The sequence below is a fragment of the Arthrobacter sp. USHLN218 genome (genome assembly GCF_037144715.1).
Lineage (GTDB): Bacteria > Actinomycetota > Actinomycetes > Actinomycetales > Micrococcaceae > Crystallibacter.
In genome coordinates this window covers 256,427-280,235 of sequence record NZ_JBBCYT010000001.1, presented here as the reverse complement: position 1 = coordinate 280,235, position 23,809 = coordinate 256,427, and the positions used below count along the sequence as shown (strand labels likewise).

General features: G+C 70.9%; 15 protein-coding genes. 8 read left to right on the top strand and 7 right to left on the bottom strand.

Features of this window, described 5'->3' with window-relative positions; translation table 11 throughout:
* Positions 1-274 precede the first annotated feature (274 nt).
* From WFH44_RS01230 to WFH44_RS01220, 3 genes are all read right to left on the bottom strand, one after another.
* Positions 275-3,214: a helix-turn-helix transcriptional regulator gene (locus tag WFH44_RS01230; protein ID WP_336711107.1), complete on the bottom strand. Its 2,940-nt coding sequence runs from the start codon at positions 3,212-3,214 to the stop codon at positions 275-277.
* 771 nt (positions 3,215-3,985) lie between these two features.
* Entirely contained in the window at positions 3,986-6,964 is a 2,979-nt protein-coding gene (locus WFH44_RS01225) for a helix-turn-helix transcriptional regulator (protein ID WP_336711105.1), read from the bottom strand.
* Positions 6,965-6,969: 5 nt separating this feature from the next.
* Positions 6,970-9,738 (bottom strand): helix-turn-helix transcriptional regulator, encoded by a 2,769-nt coding sequence (locus WFH44_RS01220; protein ID WP_336711103.1) that lies wholly within the window; start codon positions 9,736-9,738, stop codon positions 6,970-6,972.
* A 186-nt stretch (positions 9,739-9,924) separates the two neighbouring features.
* Here WFH44_RS01220 and WFH44_RS01215 point away from each other — a divergent pair, with 186 nt between their 5' ends.
* The 7 genes from WFH44_RS01215 (at position 9,925) to WFH44_RS01185 (ending at position 17,798) form a co-directional block, all read left to right on the top strand.
* On the top strand, positions 9,925-10,422 hold the full coding sequence (locus tag WFH44_RS01215; protein WP_336711100.1) for a hypothetical protein: 498 nt from the start codon (positions 9,925-9,927) through the stop codon (positions 10,420-10,422).
* Positions 10,423-10,550: 128 nt separating this feature from the next.
* A complete protein-coding gene (locus tag WFH44_RS01210; protein ID WP_336711794.1) occupies positions 10,551-11,222 on the top strand; it encodes a TetR/AcrR family transcriptional regulator in 672 nt (223 codons plus the stop codon).
* Positions 11,223-11,793: 571 nt separating this feature from the next.
* Positions 11,794-12,804 (top strand): NAD(P)-dependent alcohol dehydrogenase, encoded by a 1,011-nt coding sequence (locus tag WFH44_RS01205; RefSeq protein ID WP_336711099.1) that lies wholly within the window; start codon positions 11,794-11,796, stop codon positions 12,802-12,804.
* 59 nt (positions 12,805-12,863) lie between these two features.
* Positions 12,864-13,952, top strand: a complete 1,089-nt coding sequence (locus tag WFH44_RS01200; RefSeq protein ID WP_336711098.1) for an ABC transporter substrate-binding protein — start codon at positions 12,864-12,866, stop codon at positions 13,950-13,952.
* A 116-nt stretch (positions 13,953-14,068) separates the two neighbouring features.
* The gene (locus WFH44_RS01195) at positions 14,069-15,040 is read left to right on the top strand and encodes an ATP-binding cassette domain-containing protein (protein ID WP_336711792.1); all 972 of its coding nucleotides are present in this window, start codon (positions 14,069-14,071) and stop codon (positions 15,038-15,040) included.
* The gene (locus tag WFH44_RS01190; RefSeq protein WP_336711097.1) at positions 15,037-16,293 is read left to right on the top strand and encodes a sugar ABC transporter permease; all 1,257 of its coding nucleotides are present in this window, start codon (positions 15,037-15,039) and stop codon (positions 16,291-16,293) included. The genes WFH44_RS01195 and WFH44_RS01190 overlap by 4 nt, the downstream gene beginning before the upstream one ends.
* Positions 16,294-16,313: 20 nt before the next feature.
* On the top strand, positions 16,314-17,798 hold the full coding sequence (locus tag WFH44_RS01185; protein ID WP_336711095.1) for an FGGY-family carbohydrate kinase: 1,485 nt from the start codon (positions 16,314-16,316) through the stop codon (positions 17,796-17,798).
* 227 nt (positions 17,799-18,025) lie between these two features.
* On the opposite strand, the gene WFH44_RS01180 is transcribed toward WFH44_RS01185, so the two are convergent.
* On the bottom strand, positions 18,026-18,604 hold the full coding sequence (locus WFH44_RS01180) for an NADPH-dependent FMN reductase (protein WP_264793779.1): 579 nt from the start codon (positions 18,602-18,604) through the stop codon (positions 18,026-18,028).
* Positions 18,605-18,707: 103 nt separating this feature from the next.
* On the opposite strand from WFH44_RS01180, the gene WFH44_RS01175 reads away from it, so the two are divergent.
* Entirely contained in the window at positions 18,708-19,202 is a 495-nt protein-coding gene (locus WFH44_RS01175; RefSeq protein WP_336711093.1) for a MarR family winged helix-turn-helix transcriptional regulator, read from the top strand.
* A gap of 108 nt (positions 19,203-19,310) precedes the next feature.
* On the opposite strand, the gene WFH44_RS01170 is transcribed toward WFH44_RS01175, so the two are convergent.
* The 3 genes from WFH44_RS01170 to rsmA are packed head-to-tail and all read right to left on the bottom strand — an operon-like array spanning position 19,311 to position 23,081.
* Positions 19,311-21,188 (bottom strand): ABC-F family ATP-binding cassette domain-containing protein, encoded by a 1,878-nt coding sequence (locus WFH44_RS01170; protein ID WP_336711090.1) that lies wholly within the window; start codon positions 21,186-21,188, stop codon positions 19,311-19,313.
* A 30-nt stretch (positions 21,189-21,218) separates the two neighbouring features.
* Positions 21,219-22,154 (bottom strand): 4-(cytidine 5'-diphospho)-2-C-methyl-D-erythritol kinase, encoded by a 936-nt coding sequence (locus WFH44_RS01165; protein ID WP_336711087.1) that lies wholly within the window; start codon positions 22,152-22,154, stop codon positions 21,219-21,221.
* A gap of 30 nt (positions 22,155-22,184) precedes the next feature.
* The gene (gene rsmA, locus WFH44_RS01160) at positions 22,185-23,081 is read right to left on the bottom strand and encodes a 16S rRNA (adenine(1518)-N(6)/adenine(1519)-N(6))-dimethyltransferase RsmA (RefSeq protein WP_442892860.1); all 897 of its coding nucleotides are present in this window, start codon (positions 23,079-23,081) and stop codon (positions 22,185-22,187) included.
* Between the last annotated feature and the right edge of the window lie 728 nt (positions 23,082-23,809).

Sequence of the window (23,809 nt, the reverse complement as noted above, 5' to 3'; positions counted from 1 at the left end):
TTGCTCGTGCCGGCCGGCCGTGCTGCCGCCATGATTCCCGCCCGGGGGTATGGGCGGCAGGACCGGCGGTGCTGGGGCAAAAGTCTCGGTCTCAAGAGACTTCGTACACCGCCGGTCCTGCCACGTTATGGACTGCGTGAGCTGCGGCTGCCCCTGCCGGCGCAGTCCATAAGGAGGCCCGCCCGCGCCAACGCGCGGACAATTGCCTCCGGCCTGAAGAACGCGGCCATGAGGCCGCCTGAGTGAGGCCTGCGGATCCCGGCCATCGGCGTACCTACCTCGCCCCGGAGACTTCGCGGGCGGGCTCAACCGCGGCCTGCCCAACCGCGGCCTGGCCAACAGCGGCCGCCAGCGCCGGCACGGGCACCGCGAGGGCGGCCTCGGCCCGGTCGATGGCAGCCGCGAGCGCCGGTGCCGGGTCGCTCAGCGCGGCGGCGAGCGCCCGCCGGCTTCTGACGTGCAGCTTGTCATAGATGCGGTAGAGGTGGCCTTCCACGGTCCGCACCGGGCTGCCGAGCTGCTGGGCGATGTCCGGGGCGCGGAGCCCGCAGGCCGCGTGCATGGCAACGGCCCGTTCCCGGACCGTGAGCCGGCCAGGGGCATAGACCTCATCCAGCTGCAGTGACGAAACCACCCCGGGCAGCTGCCGGCGCAGTTTCTGCAGCAGCCGTACCGCATCCCCGGAACGGCCGTCCATCCCCTGCCCGGCCAACAGCCGGGCTGCGTGCCGGGCCGCCTCCGCCGCCAGCAGCAGGTAACCGGAGGCCGCTGCCGCCTGCGCCATCTCCAGCAGCGCCTCGGCGTCCCCCGCCAGCAGGGCCTCGGCAAGGACATGCAGCAGACCCTGCTCCGTCCCGCCTGCGCCGGCGGTGATGTCCCGCAGCCGCGGCAGCGCATCCGCATCCCCCAGGCGAAGGCGCAGCAACTGGACCTCGGCCTCTTCGGTGATCCGGCCGGCGCCGGCCAAAGCGGCGGCCAGGACGGCCAGCTCCCGTTGGCAGTCCGGCCCTGCATCGGCCAGGGCCCTCTCCGCGGGTGGAGCTACCGGCGCGGTTTTGGGGGCGGAAGGAACACCTGCCGCGGAACCGGCGGCAATGATCCGTGCACGGGCCGTCACCGGCATCGCCGCGTGGACGTTCCGGCGGCCGTGCAGGAGCAGATCGTGGAACGCCTCGGAGCTGACCGCCACGATGTCCGGTTCGTCCAGCTGCCCGGCCGCATCGGCGGTCAGCCCCAGCGCATACTGCAGCAGCTGGTGGGGATCCTGCAGCCGCAGGGCCTGGACGACGGCGGTCAGCATCTGGAGTGCCTCCTGCAGCCGGCCCTGCCTGAACGCGATCCAGGCGCGCAGGAATTCCACCGTGCCGCCGAAAACCCCCAGCGACTCGATGCGCTGGTGCTCAAACCGGTCCAGCTGCGCGGCCGCCGCCGCCAGGTGCCCGGCCCGCACCAGGCACCGGATGTTCCGCAACGCCAGCGAGTTGTGCAGGATGGCCTCCGTCCCGGCCGGCGCCTGGAGCCGCCAGAGAGTCTCCGCGGCGAGCTCGGCCGCGGCGGAGTGGCCGCCGATGGCGAGCTCGGCTTCGGCGAGCAGGGTGCGGGCGACCAGTGCCGGATCGCCGTCGTCGTTGGTTTCCGCGGTCACCTGCCGCAGCCCGGGGATGCTCTCCGCGTAGCGCCCCTCCAGCTGCATGGCGTGGTGGCGCAGCAGCCGCCCGATGCAGCGCTCCCCCCGCAGCTCCGGCGTGCGGGCCGCCGCGCGGGCCCATGCATGGTCCAGCCGCTCCAGCTCGGCGGTGCCCCCGCCGCTGCGCACCACGGCTTCCTGGCCCAGCAGCGCCGCCCGGCGGAGCAGCTCCGGCTCTGTTGCCCGCGCCAGCACGTCCACCAGCCGCACGGCCGCCCGGCCCGCGTAGCCCTGGCGGAGGTAGAGCCGGACGATCTCGACCTCGGCAGCCGGCCTCAGCCCCGGCGCCGACACGAGCGCCGCACTCCGCAGCGCCAAGGCGGTGTCGCGGCTCCGGTTGGCCTGCCGCGCCGTCTCGACCAGCACAGGGTCCGGCAGCGTCAGGTGCAGATCCAATGCCCAGCGGGCCGGCCCGACACCCTCCGCCGCCAATTCCGGGGACGCCGAGACCGCCGCACCATACCGCTCGAAGAGTTCCCGGCTCAGCTCGGCGGGCACGATCCGGCGCAGCGGCGGCGCCGGGAATGCCGGCGCCAGCCGAACCGCCGGTCCCCGGACCAGCTGCGCGTCGTCGTCCGCCGGCTCGAAATCCAGGACGCCTTGGGCCTGCAGCGTCTCGAACAACCGAGGCCCGGCAATCCTGGCCAGCAGCGGCAGCCGCAGCGGGCCGGCCAGGGCTACCGCGTAGACGGCGCGGCGCTGGGCAGCGGACAGCCGCTCCAGCTCCCGGCGCAACACGTCCTGCAGCACTCCGCCGGACTCCGGCAGCACCCCGGCCGGCACCCAGCAGCCATCGCGCTCGACCAGGCGGTGCTGCCGCCGGCTTTCATCGAGCAGCGCCACCAGATTCCGCGGCGACCCGCCGGCGGAACGGGACAGCAGCAGCGCGACGGCCGGCAGCACCGGTCCGCCCAGGACCTGCCGGCACAGCGCCAGTGCCTCCCGCTGGTCGAGCGGATCGAGGGTGTGGCGGCTAAGCAGCCCCTCGTTCGCCAGTTCCGCCAGCCCGTCGTGCAGTTGCGTGCCCGGCCGGGCCGACAGCAGGACCTGGACCGCGCCGCTGCCGGCCAGCCTGGCCAGCAGTTCGGCGCTTCCCTCGTCGAGCTCTGCCGCGTCGTCGACCACCAGCACCGGCGCCTGCGGCAGCCCGGACAGGTGGTCGAGCATCTGCCGCAGCACCGCCAGCGAGGGCACCGCGTACGCGGGCTTCCGGTCTCCGAGCAGCGGGGCCAGGGTGCCGAACGACGGCGGCACAGGTGCTGGTGCAGGCGCCTCCGCTGCCGGACCTGACGGACGGGCCGAGCCAGCCGGCCCTGCCGGGACGGGCCCCGGCACCAACTCCGGCGCCGGCGGGGACCCCAGGCGGATGAACCGGAACTCGCCGGCCAACTGCCCGGCGACGTGCCGCAGCAGGGTTGTCTTGCCCGCCCCGGGTGCCCCGACGATCAGAGCGCCCCGGACGGCGTTATGGTGCAGGCTCGCGGCCAGTTCCGTGGCCGCGCGAGCACGCAGGATGTGCTCCCCCATGATGATTCCCCAACATTCCCCTTCGAAGATGCGTGCCGCCCGCCGTCGTCGCTTTGAAGCCGTACCGCGGCCGGCGTGCCTCCCCCGGATTCAGGTGGACGGACCGGCCGATGGAGCCGGCGGTCCAGCCTGCAGTTTCCGATAGTTCCGCGGCAGTTGGTCCGCCGTGCTGGTGGGCAGCTGCCGCCGTGCCGCGATGGCCGCGTTGCCGGAACACTCCGCAGCGGCGGCGGCGTGCCGTTCCCGTCCGCCCGGCGTGTTCCGCGTGCTGCCGGCCCGCGGGGCACATTCCCGCGGCCGGCCCGACATCCTGTTCGCCGCACGCAGGAGCCGGCGCGCGGAGTGCAAAAGCTGGTCCTCCTGGAACCGGCCGATGGCCCCGCCCCGGGCTCCGAGGGTGGGCGGGGCCATCGCGGCGAGGATCCGGATCCCGCGCGGGAGGCGTGAGGATCCGGGCCGCTGCGCCGGTTTTTCGGGAGAGGCCTGAACCCGCCCGCCCACCGGTAGGAGAACCGGGGGCAGGCCGGGCGGCATGGATGGTGGCTGTTGTGGGTGCGAGTGGTTGCTCAGCATCGTACGACCCCAATGGCTAAAGCTCTGTGTTTCGAGCCTAGGACCGGCAGGGCACCACGTCTTGCGTATGACCTACCGGTCCTTGGAACCGATGGAAGCACGGTACTCGGCAGTTCTTGCAAAAACCCGGGCGCCGCCGCGGGCCGGTACTCGACCGGATACCTGCGGTCCGGCCGGCAGCGCGGGCGAGCGCGCCCGTCAACCCAGATGCGCCACATCGAGTTCGTCCCGGCTGCCGATGTGCAGCTTGGCGAACATCCGGTAGATGTGGCCCTCCACGGTCCGCACGGAGAGGCCCAGCCGCTCGGCGATGTCCGCGTTCTGCATTCCTTCCAGCACGAGCGTGCCGATCTCGTGCTCCCGCCGGGTCAGCTTCACGGGCGGGGCCTGGGGCATGTCCCCGGCGCTCCCGGCGGCCACGGTTCCCACGGCTCCGGCGGGGGCCGCGGTCCTCCGTCCGGGGTCCGGACGCCCCGCGCTGCCGGCCCCGGCAACGCCCGTTCGCCTTGCACCGGCCATCCGACGGCCCGACCCGGCCCGTCCTGCCCAGGCGGCCCCTGCTCCCGCCGCGCCGGTTCCCCCGGCACTGGCTGCAGCCGCGCCGGTTCCAGCGGCAGCGCCGCCAGCAGCACCGCCGCCGGCAGCTTTAGATGCGCCGCCAGCGGCTCTTGCCCCGCCGCCCTTGCGCCCGCCGCCACCAGCACCGGCCGGGCCCGCGTCCGGTTCCACAGGCAGGGACTTCTGCAGCTGCCGCCTGGCCTGCGCCAGGAACTCCCGCTGGCTCGAAGTCCCCCGGGCTTCCTCGGCCGCCAGCACCGGCGAGCGCAGGCTGAGCAGCGTCGCGTGGAGCAACGGGCGGGACGCTGCGCCGTCGATCATCCGCAGCAGGGCGGGCATGTCCTCGTCGCGCAGGGCACGCACCAGCGCGGTCAGCTGAGCCGCGGCGGCTCCCTCGGTGAACTCGGCCAGCTTGACAAGCTGGTCGAGCCCGCGCAGGCTGCCCAGCCGCAGCGCCAGCACCCGCAGGTCCAGTTCCTCGCTGAAGTAGCCGCGCCGCCTGGCGTCCTCGACGAGGTCGAACAGCCGGTCCAGTTCCGCAGGCTCTTTCCGCAGCCGGAACCCGGCGGCCGCCGCAAGCCCGTCGCACATCAGGCGCACGCGCTGCCGCGGCTGGTCCGCGACCTCCGCGTAGCCCGCCAGGTATCCTTCCGCCAGCCCGTTCCGGCCAGCGGCAGCGGCGGTGTGGGCGCCGGCTGCGAAGGCCAGCGGCAGCAGGTGCTCAAGGTCGAGCTGGCGCAATCCCTCCACCGCCGCGGCCAGCAGGGCCAGTCCCGGCACCGGCCTGGACTGCAATATCTCCAGCGCGGCGGAGGCCAAGGCGACCGTGCCGCCGAAGTAGAAGAGGCCGCGCAGTCCGGTGCCGGCGTAGCGTTCCAGCTCGCGGGTGGCGTCGTCGTACTCCCCCAGCCGCAGCAGCGCGGTCAGGTGCGGGACCAGCACGAATTCGTAGTACCCGAGCAGCGCGCCCTCGTGCGCGTGCAGCAGCTCCAGCCCGCGCCGTGTCAGGGCCGCCCCGGAAACCAGCCGCCCGGTGGCACCGTAGACCTCCGCCAGCAGCGTCCGCGCCACGAGCTCGATCTCGGGGTCCGGCTCCGGGCCGTCCAGCACCTGCAGCAGCTCCGTTTCGGCGCCCGCCAGCTGCTCGTCGCCTACCATGCCGCGGATCCGCAGCAGCCGGCAGCCGGTACGGGAATGTACGACGGCGGGTGTCCCGGCCAGGCGCGGGTGTTCGGCTTCCAGCCGGTCCAAGGTGGCGGACCACTCGTCGGCGAGGCCCTCCAGCCCGGCGGCCCCTCCGCGCCGGAACAGCAGCAGCTGCGCACTGAGGACGGCCGCCGACTTCGCGGTCGCCGGATTCCGGGCACGCCGGAGCACCCCTGCGAGCAGTTCCTCGGCCCGGGCGAATTCGCCGTTGTGGTAATGCGCCCAGGCCATTTCCACCTGCGCCGCCGCCCGGTAGGGTCCGGGCTGGACGGCGGCGGCGGCACGGAGGGCGAAGCGCGAGTTGAACAGGCCGTTGGCCAGCCGCGCCGCCTCCAGCAGCCGGCTCGCCGGGACCGGGAGTCCGCACTCGAGCGACCAGTCGACCTGCCGCAGCAGCGACTGGAGCGTGTGCCGGCCGGAAAACAGGCGGGGAGTCAGCTGCTGCCGCAGCCGCAGGCTCCGGGATGCCGGCACCATCGCCCGCAGCACCTGGCCGTACAGCGGGTGCGCCACCCGGACCAGCCGCTCCGCGTCCTCGCCAACGGTCACCAGCCGCGATTCCACGAGCCCATCCACCAGGCCGCCGTCGGCCGAGTCCAGCAGCAGCCGAAGCGGGATCGGGTCGGCCAGCGCCACCGTCTCCAGCACTTGCCGCTGCTGGGGCGTGCAGCCGCTGAAGTGTCCCTTGATCAGGTCGGTCAAACGCCGGTCCGGCCGTGGCGGTTCGCCGGTGAGCAGCCAGACGCCGTTGCGTTCCACCAGCGTTCCGTCGCGGCGCTCCTGGGCCAGCAGCGCCAGCATGAACATCGGGTTTCCGCCGGAAGCCTCAACCAGTGACTCGCTCAGGCAGGGCAGGATCTGCCCGCCCAGGGCCTGCCGGCAGAGCTCGAGGGCCGCGCCCGAGTCCAGCGGCTGGAGCGGCCGGCGCACGATCAGGCCGTCCGAGGCCAGCGACTCCAGTTCCGGCGGCACCGCCGGTACCGTCCGGCTCATCGCCAGCAGCTTCACCGCCCCGGAGGCAACCAGCTGCGCGGCCAGCATGGCGCTGGACTCGTCCAGGTCGTGCGCGTCCTCGACCACCAGCAGCACCGGCGTCTGTCCCGGCGCCAGGGCGTTGATGTGCGCAAGCACCGAGCGCATCGCGGCCAGCACCGAGTTGGTCTGGTCTTCCTGCAGCGAGGCCAGGTACGGCGCCAGCGCCCCGAACGGTATCCGTGACAGCGTGGGGCTTGCGTGGATCCACAGCGGAAGGACGCCGTCACCCAGTTCGGCCAGCACGGCCTTGGACACCGCGGTCTTGCCCAGGCCCTGGTCCGCCACCAGCAGCGCACCTCCGGTCCCGGCGACCGCGTCGACGACGGCCCGGACGTCAGCATCCCGGCCTACCAGAGAGAATCCCCCGAATCCCTCCATAACGCCTACGTCAACAACTCGGCGAGTTCGGCGCGGCTGGAAACGTGCAGCTTCACGTAGATCTTGCCCAGGTGCCAGTCCACGGTGCGCGGCGAGAGGTTGAGCTCCTTGGCCAGCTCGGAACTGCTCTTGCCGCCCGCGGCCGCCATGGCCAGCTGCTGCTCGAACCGGCCCAGCATGGTGAACCGGCGGCGCAGTCCGTGCTCCGGGCGCAGCCGGCGGAAGCTGGAGTTGGCCAGCTCCCGCGCCTGCCGTGCGGCCAGCTGGTCGGCCGCGTGAGACTGGGCCGCGGCAGCCGCCTGGCAGGCGAACAGGTCGTTGCCCTCCGCGGAGGCGAGCCGCGCCGCCTGCAGCAGCGCGCCGCCGTCGTTGCGCAGCAGTCCCGCTGCGAACAGTTCGCCCAATTCGCCCGCCGGCCCGCAGTCCTGCGGGCCCCCTGCGAGCAGCCGCGCCGCGGCCTCGGTGTCCCCGAGCCGGGCGGCCGCGGTCAGGAACGCGCCGCTGGAGGCGGGAAGGCCGAGCCGGGCGGCGTGTTCGGCCTCAGCCAGCAGTCTGGCCGTGAACCGGCCGGCGCCGGAGGCCTCGGTTGCCTTGGCCTGGCGGGGGCCTTCCCCCGCCACCCCGAAGCCGACGAGCGCCGCCCGCGCCAGCACCTCGAAATACCGGGTCCACGAGCGGATGCTCCACGCGAGCTCCTGCTCCGAACGTTCCAGCTCGTACAGGCAGCGCTCGGCCCGTCCGGCGTCTCCCTGGAGCGCGCTGGCGTAGGCCGCAGCGGCCAGCGCGAGCGGTGCCGTGCCGGCGGGGTCCCGCCGCTTCAGCTTGGCCAGCGCCGGCAGCAGCAGCTCCAGCGCCTCGTCCGGATGCCCGCAGGCGGCATGCAGCAGCCCGGCCGCCAGTTCCCCGGCCGTACCGCGGGCCGCGCCGACCCGGCCGGTGCTCGGCTGCGGGGCCAGCAGCTCCCGGCAGCGCCGCCACTGCCCGCTGGCGAGCAGGACCTCGAAGATCCGGACCAGCACCGTGTCGCGCATCGAGGGCGAAAGGGAGGGGTTGGCGGCGCCTGCCTCCAGCCAGGCCACGACGGCCAGGGCGTCCCCGCAGCGGCCGGTCAGGACCCACGCCTCGGCCAGCAGGCAGCCGGCATAGAGCCGCATGCCCAGCGGCAGCGACTCGTTGCCGTAGAGGTCCTCCAGTTCGGGCGGGAAGTGCGCGTGCCGGCCCTCGAACGCGGCGAACTCCGCCTCCAGCAGCACGGCCTCCCAGGCCAGCGGGGCACCGCCGTCGCTATTCCCCGGCGCGGTGGCCACGGCCCGGCGGATGGCGGCGACGGCGTCCGCCGCCTCCCGCGCCCGGCCCGGCAGCCGGCGCAGCACGCGGTGCCGTTCCACGCCCAGGCGCACCCAGAGCCGCAGGTCCGCCTCTGTCCGCGGCTGCGCGGCCTCGAGCACGGCCGCAGCTTCCTCGAGCCGTCCCAGGGCGTGCAGCGCGGACGCTTCCTCCAGCACCAGTTCCGGCTCCAGGCCGTAGCTTGGCACATTGCGCACGAACCGCAGGGCGCTGGCCGGATCCTGCAGGTGCCGGGCGCGGCGGGCCGCGCGGAGCGCGGTCGGAGCCGTCAGCGGCACTCCGCACGCGATGCTCCACGCCGCAAAACCCAGCAGTGTCCCGGCGGGAATCTCCACGGCGCTGACGACGGCGGCGAGCGCCTCCCACAGCTCGCGGCTGCGGGCCGGCGGCACCGATTCGCGGACCACTACCGCCATCAGCCGCTGGTTCAACTGGACCGCCGGCGGGATGCTGGGCAGGACGCGCAGGTGCCCGTCCTCCTCGAGCTGGTCCAGCTCGAAGGGGTCGGACAGCCGCAGCAGCACCTCCAGGGGCAGCTCGCCGGCGAAGGCCAGCAATTCGATGATCCTGCGCTGGCCGGGCTGCAGCCGTGCCACCTGCGCGCGGACGACGTCGGCGATCTCGCCCGACCGCACCACCGGCGCGACCAGGTCCCACACCCCGTCCTGCAGGACCAGCGACCCCGCCTCGCGCTGCTCGCGGACCAGCAGGCGCAGGTACAGCGGGCTCCCCGCGGTCTGGGTCCACAGCTCTTCGGCGGCGCTGCGCGAGACCAGGCCGCCGAGCAGGCGGGACGCGAGTGTTTCCGCCTCCGCCGGAGTGAACGGCGCCAGGTCGAACCTCTTCAGCCGCCCGTCCGACCACAGCTGCACGAACCCCTCGGCCGCGCCCGTGAGTCCGCGGGCCAGCACCAGCAGCCGGGCCTGGCCCGACAGCGCCAGCTGGATCACAGCCGTCACCGACATCGCGTCCAGTTCGTGGGCATTGTCCACCAGCAGCAGCACCGGGCGGCCCGTAGCCTTCCGGCGCAGCAGCCGCGCCAGCCCCTGGTAGGCCAGTACCGGATGCGCCAGCGCGGGTTCCGGAAGTTCGCTGAGCAGGTAGCCGAGCGCGCCGTAGGGCAGCTTCGACGACACGGCGCTGCCGCGGACGTGCACTATATGGTGTGTCTCCTGGACGGCCTGCACCGCTTCGAGGGCCAGCACCGTCTTGCCGATGCCGGCACCGCCGAGCAGCAGGGCGCCTAGCCGGGCCGGGTCGCGCAGGGCCGCGGAAACGCCGTCGAGCTCTTCTCCGCGGCCGATGAAAACGCCGCGCGGCCGCGCCGCTCCGTGGCTCCGGCCGGTCGCATCCGCAGCCGCGGCGGGATCGGCCGCGGCCCCCAAGGCACGGCTCTCCACGGATCTTTGCACTGGTTCACTGCTCACACCTGCCACACATTCCCCAACGTCGGCGCTGTTGCATCTGCGCGCTAGCATACTGACCGCGCGCCGAAGTGGCCAGTGGTCTGCTTAAAGCTGTAACGCAATAGTGACACGGGAATCCGCGTTTGGGGAGCCCGGGCGGGCCGCCTCCAGTTCACAACCGCCGGTTTCGGCCCATAGGCTGGGCGCATGTCTGATCCAGCCTCACCGACCACCGTGAACGAACGCGAAATTGCCGACCCTGCGGACCAGGCTCCGGCGGAGCCTGCCCAGCCGCTCGGGAATCCCGGCCCGGCGGAGTCCGAAGAACCGCCCACGGACCCTGCCGCGGCCGCCGCCGTCATCGACGGCAGGCAGTTCGCCCCCGTAGTCAACACCGCCTCCGGAGAGGTCGGCGCCACCACGGTCTTCCACTACCACCAGGACGGCAAAGTCATCTGGGCGGAGTACTCCGGAGGCGCCGTCGTGCGCGGCTACCTGGTCGGCACCCGCAGCGGCGACCGGATGAGCTTCCGCTACTCGCACCTGAACATCGACCTGCAGACGGCCAGCGGCGTCTGCGAAACCCGCATCGCGGTACTCGACGACGGTCGGGTCCAGTTCCGCGAGACGTGGCAGTGGGAGTCCAGGCCGGAACACGGGACCAGCGTCGTGGAGGAGCTTGCCGTATCGGGAGAACGGCAGTGAGGTTCACCATAGTTGGCCCCCTGACCGGGGGTTTTGCCGCCGGCGGGCTTGGCTGGCCGCGCAAACACGATACTCTACAGCGGTAGAGTTGATCGAAGATGCCCGCACCATCAGGAGAACACTTGTCCGTGGAACCTTTATTGTCCGCTGCCCAGGCGCGTGCCGCCGCCTCGGTCCCCATCCCCGCTTCCCCGGAGCCGGAGCCGCGCACGGAACGGCGCACCCTGATCGCCGAGGCCGGGACTGAAATCATCGCCCATGAAGGCCTTCGCTCCCTGACCCACCGCGCCATCGACACGCATCTGGAGCTGCCGACCGGCTCCACCAGCTACTACTACCGGACCCGGGACGAATTGCTGGAAGCCATTGTCGGCTATCTGCGCACGCGTTCCGCCGCGGACTACGAGAGGGCCACCCTGGAGGTGCCGAACTCGATCCACGGCGGCCGCGACATCGAAGACATCGCCTCGCACATCGCGCATTACTTGAACATCCAGCTCAGCACGCGGCCGCACCACATCAAGGCGCGCATCGCCCTCACGCTGGAACTGTCCGAGCGCGACGAATTCGCCGGCATCATTTCCGACGTCCTGATCTCCCAGCGGCAGATGCGCGAGCTGTTCGACGCCCTCGGCTCGGCCGAACCGGACATGCTCGCCAAGGGCTTCACGGCGCTGGTCGAAGGCCTGGCCTTCCGCAGCCTGCTGGAGTCGGACCACGAGGAACCGGACGCCCGGACACGCAGGGTGTCCATCTTCCGCGAAGCCATCGCCTCGTACCTGCTCGGCGTCGGCGAGTAATCGCCCCGCACGGCCGTAACAGGCCTGACCTGTTACGGCGCCCGCCGGCGGAACCGGCCTTCGCGAATCAGGTCAGGGCGAGAATGATGCCCCACGTCAGGGCAGCCGCCCCGAACACAATCAGCACGACACCCACGGCCAGCACCAGCCGCCGTCGTGCTTCCTGACGCTCACTCACCTGGAACTCGACCCTTTCACGCGAGTCAACCTGCATAACCCCGTCCTCCCCATAGTATTCCCCCGGGAATAGCGGCGCCGCGCCGCCCTTCCCCCTGCCCCGAGCGTACCGGCGTTCGCGCAAAACCGCGGGACGCTTTCAACAGTGCCGCCCGGTGTGGCCGCCCGCGGTTCCGCCGCCGGCCCTTGGCCGCCATGCTCCCGGGCCACCCCTTGGAAAACCTTGCCCCGCCGGGCAGCCTTCAAGCCGTTCCTCCGCCCCGCACAACTTTGACCTGCGATGTTATGTAGCCGCGGCCCAGCTGCGGGGTTAGCATATGCGTGTGCATGTGCGCTGAATCACACGTGTTGGCGGGACCGCCAGGTTCCGTGACGGCTCGAAGAGGAGTCCTGAATGGGCAACGCCGCCGCAGTCATGACCGGTCTGAACAGCATCGAAATCCAAGAGCGCCCCGTACCCGAACCCGCGCCGGGCCAGGCCGTCATCAGGGTGGAAGCCGTGGGGGTCTGTGGCTCGGACGTCGCGTACTACCGCTACGGCAGGATCGGCCCGTTCGTCGTCGACGGCCCCTTCGTCCTGGGCCACGAGGTCTCCGGACAGGTGGTGGCCGTCGGTGAGGGAGTCGAAAATGTCCGCGTCGGCGACCGGGTGGCCGTCGAGCCGGGCACACCGGACCGCACCTGCGACCAGTGCCGGGCCGGGCGCTACCACCTCTGTCCCGACCTGGAGTTCCTGGCGACGCCGCCCTACGACGGCGCGCTCCTGCAGTACCTGGCCATGGACGCCCGCTGCTACTTCCCGATCCCGGACTCGATGAGCTACGAGGACGGCGCGCTGATCGAGCCGCTGTCGGTGGGGCTGTGGGGCTGCCGGCGGGCAAACCTGCGGCCGGGCGACGACGTGCTGGTCACCGGCGCCGGGCCGGTCGGCCTCCTCGCCGCCGAAGCGGCACGGGCCCTTGGCGCCGGCAGCGTCACGCTCACGGACATCTCCGACTACCGGCTCGGCGTCGCCCGCGACCACGGGTTCGGCGTGGAGAAGAGCGATGCCCCGTCCTCGCGGACCTTCGACGTGCTGCTGGAGTGCTCGGGCGCCAACGGCGTCCTCGCCTCCGGGCTCGGCCGGCTGCACGAGGCGGGACGGGCAGCCGTCATCGGGCTGGCCAAGACCGACGAGGTCCCGCTGCCGCTGTCGATGCTCAATTGGAAAGAGATCACCATTTCCATGGTGAACCGCTACAACAACACCTGGCCGCTGGGCATCGCCCTGGTTTCCTCCGGCCGGATCAACCTGGAGGGCCTGGTCACGCACAGCTTCCCGCTGTCCCAGACCGCGGCCGCCCTGGAAAACACCTCCACCGAACCCGAATCGCTCAAGGCGATGATCTACCCCCAGCGGCTTTGACCGCGGGGCGCCAGCGCAACAAACGGCAACGGGGCAACCACCAGCAAAGAGGAGTTCCGATGAAGAAGCACCTACGGGGAATCCTGGGCCTCACCACTGCCCTGTTTCTGGCCGCAGGAATGACCGCCTGCGGGGACGGCGGCGGAGGCGGCGGGGAGACAGGAGGCGGGGGCGGCGAAGCCTCGGGCAAGATCGCCTTCCTGATGCCGGACCGGGCCTCCACCCGCTACGAGCAGCAGGACAGCCCGCTGTTCAAGGCCAAGGTCGAAGAGCTCTGCAGCGAGTGCGAGGTGCTCTACCAGAACGCCGACGGCGACGCGAACAAGCAGCAGCAGCAGGCCAACGCCATGATCACCCAGGGCGTCAAGGTCCTGGTGCTGGACGCGGTGGACAGCACCGCGGCCGCCTCGCTGGTCAGCACCGCCAAGGGCCAGGGCATTAAGGTCGTCACCTACGACCGTCCGGTCCCGGACACACCGGCCGACTTCTACGTCTCGTTCGACAATAAGAAGATCGGCAACCTCATCGCCACGGACCTGGTCAAGAAGCTGGACGCGGACGGCGACAAGACCGGCGGCGTGCTGATGGTCAACGGCTCCCCCACGGACCGGGCGGCGCAGCTGATCAAGGAGGGCGCCCAGGAGGCCATCGATGCGAGCCAGCACCCGGTGCTGGCCTCCTATGACACCCCGGAGTGGCAGCCGTCGAAGGCCCAGGACTGGGTCGCCGGCCAGATCACCCAGTTCGGCGAGAAGATCACCGGCATCGTGGCCGCCAACGACGGCACCGCGGGCGGCTCCATCGCGGCACTGAAGGCGGCCGGCGTCTCCCCGTTCCCGCCGGTCACCGGCAACGACGCCGAAGTCGCCGCCATCCAGCGCATCATCAGCGGCGACCAGTACAACACCATCTCCAAGCCGATCAAGATCGTGGCAGAGAAGGCCGCCGAGGTCTCGGTGCAGCTGCTGAACGGCGAGACGCCGGAGCCCGACGCCACGCTCTTCGACACCCCGTCCGCGCTGTTCGTGCCGACCGTGGTCACCAAGGAAAACGTCAAGGAAGTGATTTTCGACAGCGGCATCTACCAGGCGTCGGAAGTCTGCACGGGCGAATACAAGAAGGGCTGCGACGAGCTCGGCATCCAGTAGCTCAGCCGCGGCCGGCGGTGCCGCGCCCACCGCGGCACCGCCGTCGTTACGGGAAGGGGAAGGCAGTGTCCACTCTGTCAGCGGAACGGCCGGAGGCAACCGCGCCGGTGCTGTCCATGCGGGGCGTGAGCAAGCACTTCGGTGCCGTTGCCGCCCTGACCGACATCGACCTGGACGTCCACGCCGGCGAGGTCGTCGCGCTGGTCGGGGACAATGGCGCCGGGAAGTCGACTTTGGTCAAGATCCTGGCCGGCGTGCACCCGCAGGACGCCGGGACGGTGAACTTCGACGGCAAGGACGTGACGATCCACTCGCCGGTTGATTCCATCCAGCTGGGCATCGCCACGGTCTTCCAGGACCTGGCGCTCTGCGACAACCTGACCGTCGTGGACAACCTCTTCCTCGGGCGGGAGCTGGGGCCGTGGCGGCTGAACGAGGTGGAGATGGAGGTCCAGTCCTGGAAGCTGCTGCGCCAGCTCTCGGCGAAGATTCCGTCGGTCCGGATCGCCGTCGCCTCCCTCTCCGGCGGGCAGCGGCAGACCGTCGCGATCGCCCGGTCGCTGCTCGGCAGCCCCAAGCTCATCATCCTCGACGAGCCCACCGCGGCGCTCGGCGTGGCGCAGACGGCCGAGGTCCTGAACCTCGTGGAACGGCTGCGTGAAAACGGCCTCGCGGTGATCATGATCAGCCACAACATGCAGGACGTCAAAGCGGTCTCCGACCGCGTGGCGGTGCTGCGGCTGGGAAAGAACAACGGCACGTTCCGGATGAAGGAGGTCTCCACCGACGACCTGATCGCCGCCATCACCGGCGCCACCGACAACGTCGTGACGCAGCGGGCGGCACAGGCCGGGGCGGCGGCGGGCGCGGGGGCCGCGGCTGGTTCCGTTGCCGCGGCGGACGCGGCCGCGCCGGACGGCGCGCGGGAGGCGGGCCCGGCCGACTGGCCCGGCGAACCCAACGAAGGACCGGGCGGGCAAGGGCAGGGCGGGCATGGACCCGGCGGGGGCGGCCTTCCGCCCGGCCAGGCGGGCAACGCAGGGCAACCGGGACCGGGAGCAGCACCGGAAGAAGGGACCGCACCATGACAACGAACCCAACCAGCGAAGCCGTGCCGGTGGCCACGGACCTGCAGGACGAACGGCTGATCCGCACCGAGGGCTTCAAGGGTGCGGTCAAGGTCGGCATCAACCGGGTCCGCGGCGGCGATCTGGGCGTGCTGCCCATCATCGTCGGCCTGCTGGTCATCTGGACCATCTTCCAGCTGCTCAATCCCTTCTTCCTCTCCAGCGCCAACCTGGTGAACCTGCTGCTGGAAAGCGCCGCCGTCGGCGTCATCGCGCTCGGCATCGTCTGCGTCCTGCTGGTCGGCGAGATTGACCTGTCCGTAGGCTCGGTCAGCGGCCTGTCGGCGGCGATCGTCGGCGTCACCTACGTGAAGCAGGGCTGGCCGGTCGGGATGGCGATCCTGGCCGCGATCGCCGTCGGTGCCGCCATCGGGTTGCTTTATTCGTTCGTCTACACCAAGTTCGGCGTGCCGTCCTTCGTCATCACGCTGGCCGGCCTGCTGGGCTTCCTCGGCCTGCAGCTGTGGGTCCTCGGCGTCGAGGGCACCATCAACCTGCCGTTCGATTCCTTCCTGGTCTGGTTCGGCCAGCAGGCGTTCGTGCCGGCCTGGCTGTCCTACGTGCTGGCCATCCTCGGTGTGGCCGGCTTCTTCCTGAGCCAACTGACGCTCTCCCGCCAGCGGGTCAAGGCAGGCCTCTCCGGGCGGCCGATGCGGCTGGTCGTGGTCCAGACCATCGTGCTGGCCGTGATCCTGCTCTTCGCGGTCTGGTACCTGAACCAGGCCCGCGGCGTGGGCTGGATGTTCGTCTTCTTCGCCGCCCTGGTGCTGGTGATGCACTACGCCTTCACCCGCACCAAGTGGGGCCGCTCCGTCTACGCCGTCGGCGGCAACCGCGAAGCGGCGCGCCGGGCCGGCATCAGTGTGAACCGCATCTACGTCACCATCTTCATGCTCTGCTCGACGTTCGCGGCGGTCGGCGGCATCCTCGCCGCCGGCAGGCTGGCCGCCTCGGCGCAGAGCAGCGGCACCGGCGACGTCAACCTGAACGCCATCGCCGCCGCGGTCATCGGCGGCACCAGCCTGTTCGGCGGGCGCGGCTCGGCCTTCTCGGCGCTGCTGGGCATCCTGGTCATCCAGTCCATCTCCAGCGGCCTGACCCTGCTGAACCTCGAGTCGTCCTTCCGCTACATGATCACCGGCCTGGTCCTGCTGCTGGCCGTGATCCTCGACGCCGTTTCGCGCAAGTCCCGCACGTCGCACGGCCGCGCCTAGTGGCGGGCCGTCGGAGCGCCATGTTCCTGGGCATCGACATCGGCACGGGCAGCAGCAAGGCGGTGCTGGCCGATGCCGAGGGCCGCGTCCTGGACAGCGCCACCGTTACGCACGACGTTTCCTACCCGCGTCCCGGCTGGGCGGAGTTCGACGCCGAGGGCGGAGCGTGGGCGGAGGTGGTCCGGCTGTGCCGGGAGCTTTTCGCCAGGAACGACGCCGGGGCTGTCGCCGGCATGTGCGTCAGCGCGATGGGTCCCTGCCTGGTCGTCACCGATGAGAACCTGGTGCCGCTGCGCCCGGCGATCCTGTACGGGATCGACGCGCGCGCCGTCGCCGAAATCCGCGAACTCACGGAGGAGTTCGGCGCGGAGGCGATCTTCCGCGATGCGGGCAAGGTCCTGTCCTCGCAGGCCGTGGGGCCGAAGCTCCGCTGGCTGCGCAACCGGGAACCGGAGGTGTTCGCCCGCGCCCGGAACTGGCACAGCCTGAACTCCTTCATCCTCGCCAAGCTGACCGGCGAGCTGGTCCTGGACCACCACACCGCCAGCCAGTGCGACCCCCTGTACGACCTGCGCGGCAGCCGCTGGCACGACCAGCGGTACGCTGCCGTGGCGGGCCACCTGCCGCAGCCGCGCCTCGCGTGGCCGGCCGAAGTCGGCGGCCGCGTCCACCGCCGGGCCGCCGAAGCGACCGGGCTTCCGGAGGGTGTCCCGGTCTGCGCGGGCACCGTGGACGCGTGGGCCGAAGCCTTCAGCGCCAGCGTGCGGCGTCCCGGCGACCTCATGCTGATGTACGGCTCCACCATGTTCTTCGTGCAGGTCCTCGGGGAATTCCGCGCCGAACCCAAGCTCTGGACCACGGCCGGGGTGGACCCGGGCTCCCTGACGCTGGCGGCCGGGATGTCCACCTCCGGCAGCCTGACCACCTGGCTGCAGCGGCTCTTCGGCGAGGTCCCGTTCGAGCAGCTCGTCGCGGAGGCGGCCGCGGTGCCGCCCGGTTCGGACGGCCTGCTCCTGCTGCCGTATTTCGCCGGCGAGCGGACACCGGTGTTCGACCCCGACGCCCGCGGACTCGTCACCGGGCTGTCGCTGCGGCACGGCCGCGGCCATCTGTTCCGCGCCGCCTACGAAGGCATAGGTTTCGGCATCCGCCAGATCCTGGAGTACCTCGAGAACGCCGGCGAACCCATCCGGCGCGTGGTTGCCGTCGGCGGCGGCACCAAGGCACGGCTGTGGACGGAGATCGTCAGCAGCATCACCGGGCGTGAACAACTCGTACCGGAACAGACCATAGGGGCCAGCTACGGAGATGCCCTGCTCGCCGCGATCGGGACCGGGGCGGTGCCCGCCGAGACCGACTGGGCGCGGACGGCGGCGGTGGTCGAGCCGGATCCGTCCACCGCGGCGCTATACGAGAAGCTGTACGCGACTTACGGACAGCTCTACCCCTCCAACCGGGAACACATGCACGTGCTCGCCGCCCTGCAGGAGCCAGCGGACGGGTAGACCCACCGCTGCCGTCTGGATTCAGGTGACATTGCGTTTTTGCTGCGTTCCGGAAATCTGCCGCGGGTCCGATTCGTCGGCAGATGTACGAAACGCAGCATTATCGGTCCACGCAGGATTATCGGTCCGCACAGGCACGAAAAAGCCGCAGGCCCCGTCCCGAACCACGTGGTTCGAATCGGGGCCTGCGGCGCGCCGGCTCTGCGGCGCTGAAGTTCCCTTGGAACCTAGTTGGAGGCGACGGCGGCCTCGGCGCGGACAGCCTCCATGGCGCGGGTCCACGGGATGAGCTGGTCCAGCATCGGAGCCAGGGTGCCGGCGTTCTGCTCGGTCGGCTTGAATTCGGAGAAGTTCTCGAAGTCGGTGAAGAGGGAGAACATGACCTGGTTGCGGACATGGGCGATCTGCAGCTCGGAGAGCACGTTGCGCAGGTGCTCGGCGGCGCGGGCGCCACCCATGGAGCCGTAGGAAACGATGCCGGCGGCCTTGTTGTTGAACTCGACGTTCAGGTAGGACAGGGCGTTCGCCAGGGCCGGGGTCAGCGTGTGGTTGTACTCGGCGGTCACGAAGATGAAGCCGTCGAACTCGCTGATCTTGGCGGACCATGCCTTAGTGTGGTCATTCTGGTAGTTCTGGTAAGCGGCCGGGTAGGCCTCGTCCAGCAGCGGGAGGTTGAAGTCTGCGATGTCGACAAGTTCGAATTCGGCGTCGGTGCGGCCGGCGGTCTGGGACAGAACCCAGTCAGCTACGCCCTTGTTGTTGCGGCCCGGACGGGTGCTGCCGGTGACAATAGCGATCTTGGTCATGTGGTAAACCCCTTCAGGTTGTTGACACGTCATCGGTTTGTTGACATGTCAATCATGCACGAAGGAAACTTGAAATGTCAACCATAAAGAAGGGAAGCCCATCGTGAGCTCCGACACCCGATGGCTCAGCGAGCACGAGCAGGAGGTCTGGCGCGCCCTGCGCGAGCTGCTGTGGGGCTTCGAGTCCGCCATGGACCGGCAGCTGATTCGGGACTCCGAACTGTCCGCGGTGGAGTATTCCGTCCTCGCTGCGCTCTCGGAGGCCGACGACGGCGTCCTGCGGGCCCGCGACCTCGCCCGGCAGCTCGACTGGGAGCGCAGCCGCCTCTCCCACCTGCTCAAGCGCATGGAGACCAAGGGCCTGGTCATGCGAGCCGAGTGCCCCTCCGACCTCCGGGGCTACAACATCATGATGACCAAGGCCGGCCACGACGCGATCGTGCAGGCCGCCCCCGGCCACGTGAGCTTCGTCCGCGAGAACGTCTTCGACCCGCTGACCGATGAGGAACGCGAGGCACTCTTCTCCGCGGCCACCAAGATCCAGGCCTCGATTCGGGATGCCGGCCTCTGGCAGAACCAGGGCGCCCAGAAGGGCTGACCTGGCGGTACCGGGCGGTCCTACCCCTCGGGGCCCCGCTGCGCTTCCCTGGGCGGCCGGCCAGCCGGTTCACCACAGGGCTCCCGCAAGTTGGAAACGGTGCTGCTTCTACTCGAGGATTTCGGAGGCCTCGAGCCACTCCATCTCGAGCTCTTCCTGTTCGGATGAGACATCCTGCAGCTTCGCGTTCAGGTCGGCCAGCAGCGCGAAATCGACGTCCGCCTTGGAACCGGCGTCGTTCATCTGTTCCTTGAGCTTGTCCGCCTGCTGGGCGAGCTTGGTCAGCTGCCGCTCGATCCGGTTCAGGTCCTTCTTAGCCTGCCGCTTCTCGGCCTCGCTGTGCGCGGACTTTGCGGACTGGGCCGGGGAGCCGCCTGCGGCAGTACCGGACTGCCCTTGGCCCGAGCCTGCGCCGGTCGTCGTCGTTCCCTTGGCCTCCCCCGATGCGAGCGCCTCTCCGCGAAGCTGCAGGTACTGGTCGACGCCGCCGGGCAGCCCCCGGAGCTTGCCGTCGCCAAGCAGCGCCATCTGGTGGTCGGTGACGCGCTCGAGCAGGTAGCGGTCGTGCGAGACGACGACGAGCGTGCCGGGCCAGCCGTCGAGCACGTCCTCGACGGCGGCGAGGGTGTCGGTATCCAGGTCGTTGGTCGGCTCGTCGAGCATCAGCACGTTGGGCTCGCCGACCAGCAGGCGCAGCAGCTGGAGCCGCCGCCGCTCCCCGCCGGAGAGGTCGCGCACCGGCGTCCACTGCTTCTCCTTGGAGAACCCCAGCTGTTCGACCAGCTGCCCGGCGGAAAGCTCGCGGCCCCCCACGTTGAAGACCTGGCGCTCGCGCTGGATGACTTCGGTGACGCGCAGGTCCAGCACGTCGTCGAGCTCCCGGACGTCCTGGGTCAGGATGGCGGTCTGGACGGTCTTGCCGCGCTTGAATTTGCCGGAGTCCGGCTGGATCTCACCGTTGAGCAGGCGCAGCAGCGTCGTCTTGCCGGCGCCGTTCACGCCGACCAGGCCGAGCCGCTCCCCCGGCGCCAGGCGCAAGGTGATGTTGTCGAACAGGGGCGCACCGCCGTCGTTCTTTGCGTCCCCCTCGCGCGGCGGCGGCGTGTAGCTGACCTTCTCCAGGTCGAGGACGTCCTTGCCGAGCCGGGCCGTGGCCATCTTGCTCAGCGCCACCGTGTCCCGCGGCTCGGGCACGTCGGAGATGAGCTCGTTGGCCGCCTCGATCCGGAACTTCGGCTTGGAGGTCCGCGCGGGCGCGCCGCGGCGGAGCCAGGCCAGTTCCTTTTTCACCAGCTGCTGGCGCTTGCTTTCGACGACGGCGGCCATCTTGTCGCGTTCGGCGCGGGCCAAAACGTACGCGGCGTATCCGCCCTCGAACGGATCCACGGTCCCGTCGTGGACCTCCCAGGTGCGGGTGCAGACCTCGTCGAGGAACCAGCGGTCGTGGGTGACGACCAGGAAGGCGCCCTCGTTGGAGCGCCAGCGTTCCTTCAGGTGCCGGGCCAGCCAGGCCACGCCCTCGACGTCCAGATGGTTGGTGGGCTCGTCCAGCATGATCACGTCATGCGGCTCGATAAGCAGCTTGGCCAGGGCCACACGGCGGCGCTGCCCGCCGGAGAGCGAGGAGACCTTGGCGTGCCACTCCACGTCCTCCACCAGGCCGGCCATGATTTCTCGGATCCGGGGGTTCGCGGCCCATTCATGGTCCGCTGCCTCGCCGACGATCGCGACGCCGACGGGCAGGTCCCCGTCGAGCACGTCCTGCTGGTCGAGATAGCCGATGTTCACGTCGCCGCGCTTGGTCACGCGGCCCTCGTCCGGCGTCGTCCTCAGGGCAAGCAGGCGCATGAGGGTGGACTTGCCGTCGCCGTTGCGCCCGACCATGCCGATCCTGTCACCCTCGTTCAGGCCAAGGGAGACCGAGTCCAGGACGGTGCGGATGCCGTAGGAGACGCTGACGTTCTCAGCGCCGAGCAGGTGGGCCAATGTCTATCTTTCTGTCGATTGCAGGGCCGGTCAGGCCATGATGCGGGCGCCGTGCACGGGCCCATGGACGGCCAGGGCCGCGACGCCGGCCACGTCCGACAGCCGCTGGGACAGCTCCTCCGCGTCCAGCCGGTCCGCGGCCAGGAAAGCCAGGGTAGGGCCGGAACCGGAGACCAGTCCGGCCAGCGCGCCCTCGGCGATGCCAAGGTCCAGAATATCCGCCAGCTCCGGCGCGAGCTCAATCGAGGCGGCCTGCAGGTCATTGCCCAGGGCGTTGGCCAGGCCGTCCACGTCCCCGGCGTGCATGGCCTTCAGGATGCGGGGGTCCACGTTCTCGGGGTCCGTCGCGGTGAAGCCGGCCTCCTCGCGTAGCCGGTCCGCGGTGGCGTAGACCTTGGGCGTGGAGAGTCCGAACGAGGCCGGCACCAGCACCCAGTGCAGGTCGCGCCGGGCCAGCGCCGGGGTCAGCTGGTCCCCCACGCCGAGGCCCACCGCCACGCCGCCGAGCAGGGCGAAGGGCACGTCCGCGCCGAGGTCAGCGGCGATCCGCACCAGCTCGTCGCGGGAGAACCCGGTGTCCCAGAGCGCGCTGCACGCGACCAGCGCCGCGGCGGCGTCCGCGGAACCGCCGCCCATGCCGCCGGCAATCGGCACGCGCTTGACGATGTCGAGGTGGACGCCGGTGGACTGGGCGGTCAGGGAACGCATCAGCTCCGCCGCCTTGACCGCGAGGTTGGACGAATCCAGCGGGATGTCCTCCACGTCCAGAGGCAGCGGCGAACCGTTGCGGACGCTCACGGTGACCTGGTCGTCGTCGCGCCGGGTCGCCGTGACCTCTTCGTAGAGCGAGACAGCCAGGTACACGCTGGCGACCGAGTGGTAGCCGTCCGGCCGCAGCGGCCCCATCCGGAAGGACACGTTGATCTTGCCCGGGGCCATCACGCGGACGGATCGGGTCTTGCTCATCAGGCTGCCTCCACAGTGCGAATTTCCAGCTCAGGCCACCGGGGGCCGCTTGTATTCGGCGATCCGGGCGAACGCCTCGACATCCAGCACCTCGCCGCGCGCTCCGGGATCCACATTAGCCGCGCGCAGGGCAGCCTCCGCCTCAGCGGCGCTCCCGGCCCAGCCCGCCAGCGCCGCGCGCAGCGTCTTCCGCCGCTGGGCAAAGGCCGCGTCGATCACCGCGAAGACCTCCTGCCGCGTTGCCCGGGTGGCCGGCGGCTCGCGCCGCGTGAACCCGACCAGCCCGGAGGCGATCTTCGGCGCCGGCCAGAACACGTTCATGCCGATCACCCCGGCCTTGCGCATCTGGCTGTACCAGGCGGCCTTGACGCTGGGCACGCCGTAGATCTTCGAGCCCGGCACGGCCGCCAGCCGGTCCGCCACCTCGTCCTGCACCATCACCAGTCCGTGCCGCAGCGACGGGAAATGTTCCAGCAGGTGCAGCACCACGGGCACGGCCACGTTGTAGGGCAGGTTGGCCACCAGTGCGGACGGCTCCCGCGGCAGTTCCGTCACCCGCATCGCATCGGCCAGAACGACGTCGAGCCGTCCGTTCGCGTCGGGCCGGAACTTCTGCGCGGTGTCCGGGAGCTTCGCGGCCAGCTTGGGGTCGATCTCGACCGCCACGACGTGCGCGGCCGCGTCCAGCAGGCCCAGCGTCAGGGAGCCCAGCCCGGGCCCGACCTCCAGCACCGTCTCGTCCGGCTCCACGCGGGCGGCCGCGACGATCCTGCGGATGGTGTTGCCGTCGATCACGAAGTTCTGCCCCAGCGTCTTCGTCGGCCGGACATCCAGTTCCTCCGCCAAGCGGCGGATATCCGCAGCCCCCAGCAAAGGCAAGGTTCCGCGCTGCGTCCCGGACCCGCCGTCGTGCCCGGAACCCGCCACGGGGACCCCGGCACCGGCCGCATCGGTGGCCGGGCCCTTCGCCGACGGCCGTTCCCCGGCCGCATCGTCGGCAGGCCCCCGCCCGGAATCGGACTGGGGCTGGCCGGGCTGGCCGGAGGCATTAGCATCTGTCACTGTGCCATCGTAGCCATACAACCCCGCCCGCCCGTTAACCGGCCTGTAACCCTCGGCGCCGCCGGACACCCGCGGGGCGGCAGCGAACCAGGGCCTTCGAGCCCTCCGGCCTTCGCGCCCGGGGCCGGCCGGACCGGGCCACGCCTCGAGGACGCGGCCGCGCCGCGCAGGCCTCGCCGCCACCCGCAGTGCAGGCCCGCCGCCACCCGCAGTGCAGGCCTCGCCGCCAGCACTGGGCCTGTCTTCCGCTCCGTTCCCGTCCGGGTTTTGGAAGAATCTCCGGCATCGTCGACGTCGGGCAGCCGCGAGCAGCCAAAACTTGGGCTGCAAGTCCTGAACTTGGGCTCAAATTCCCTCGCTTCCCAGCGGGCTCCCGCGTCGGCCCATGTCAGGGGCTTGCTTGAAGCCTAAAGCAGGAAACGAGTGCCTAATCGAGGGAAGTTGGGACACGATGCCTCGTCGCCGTGGCAGGTGGAACGGGCAGATCGGCCTTCCTGCCACAAGTACAGTCGCCCGGCAACGGCTCCCCCGACCCGTCCGTTAAACGCGTCGGACCCCCGGTTTCCCAGGGGTCCAACGCGATGAGCCAAACG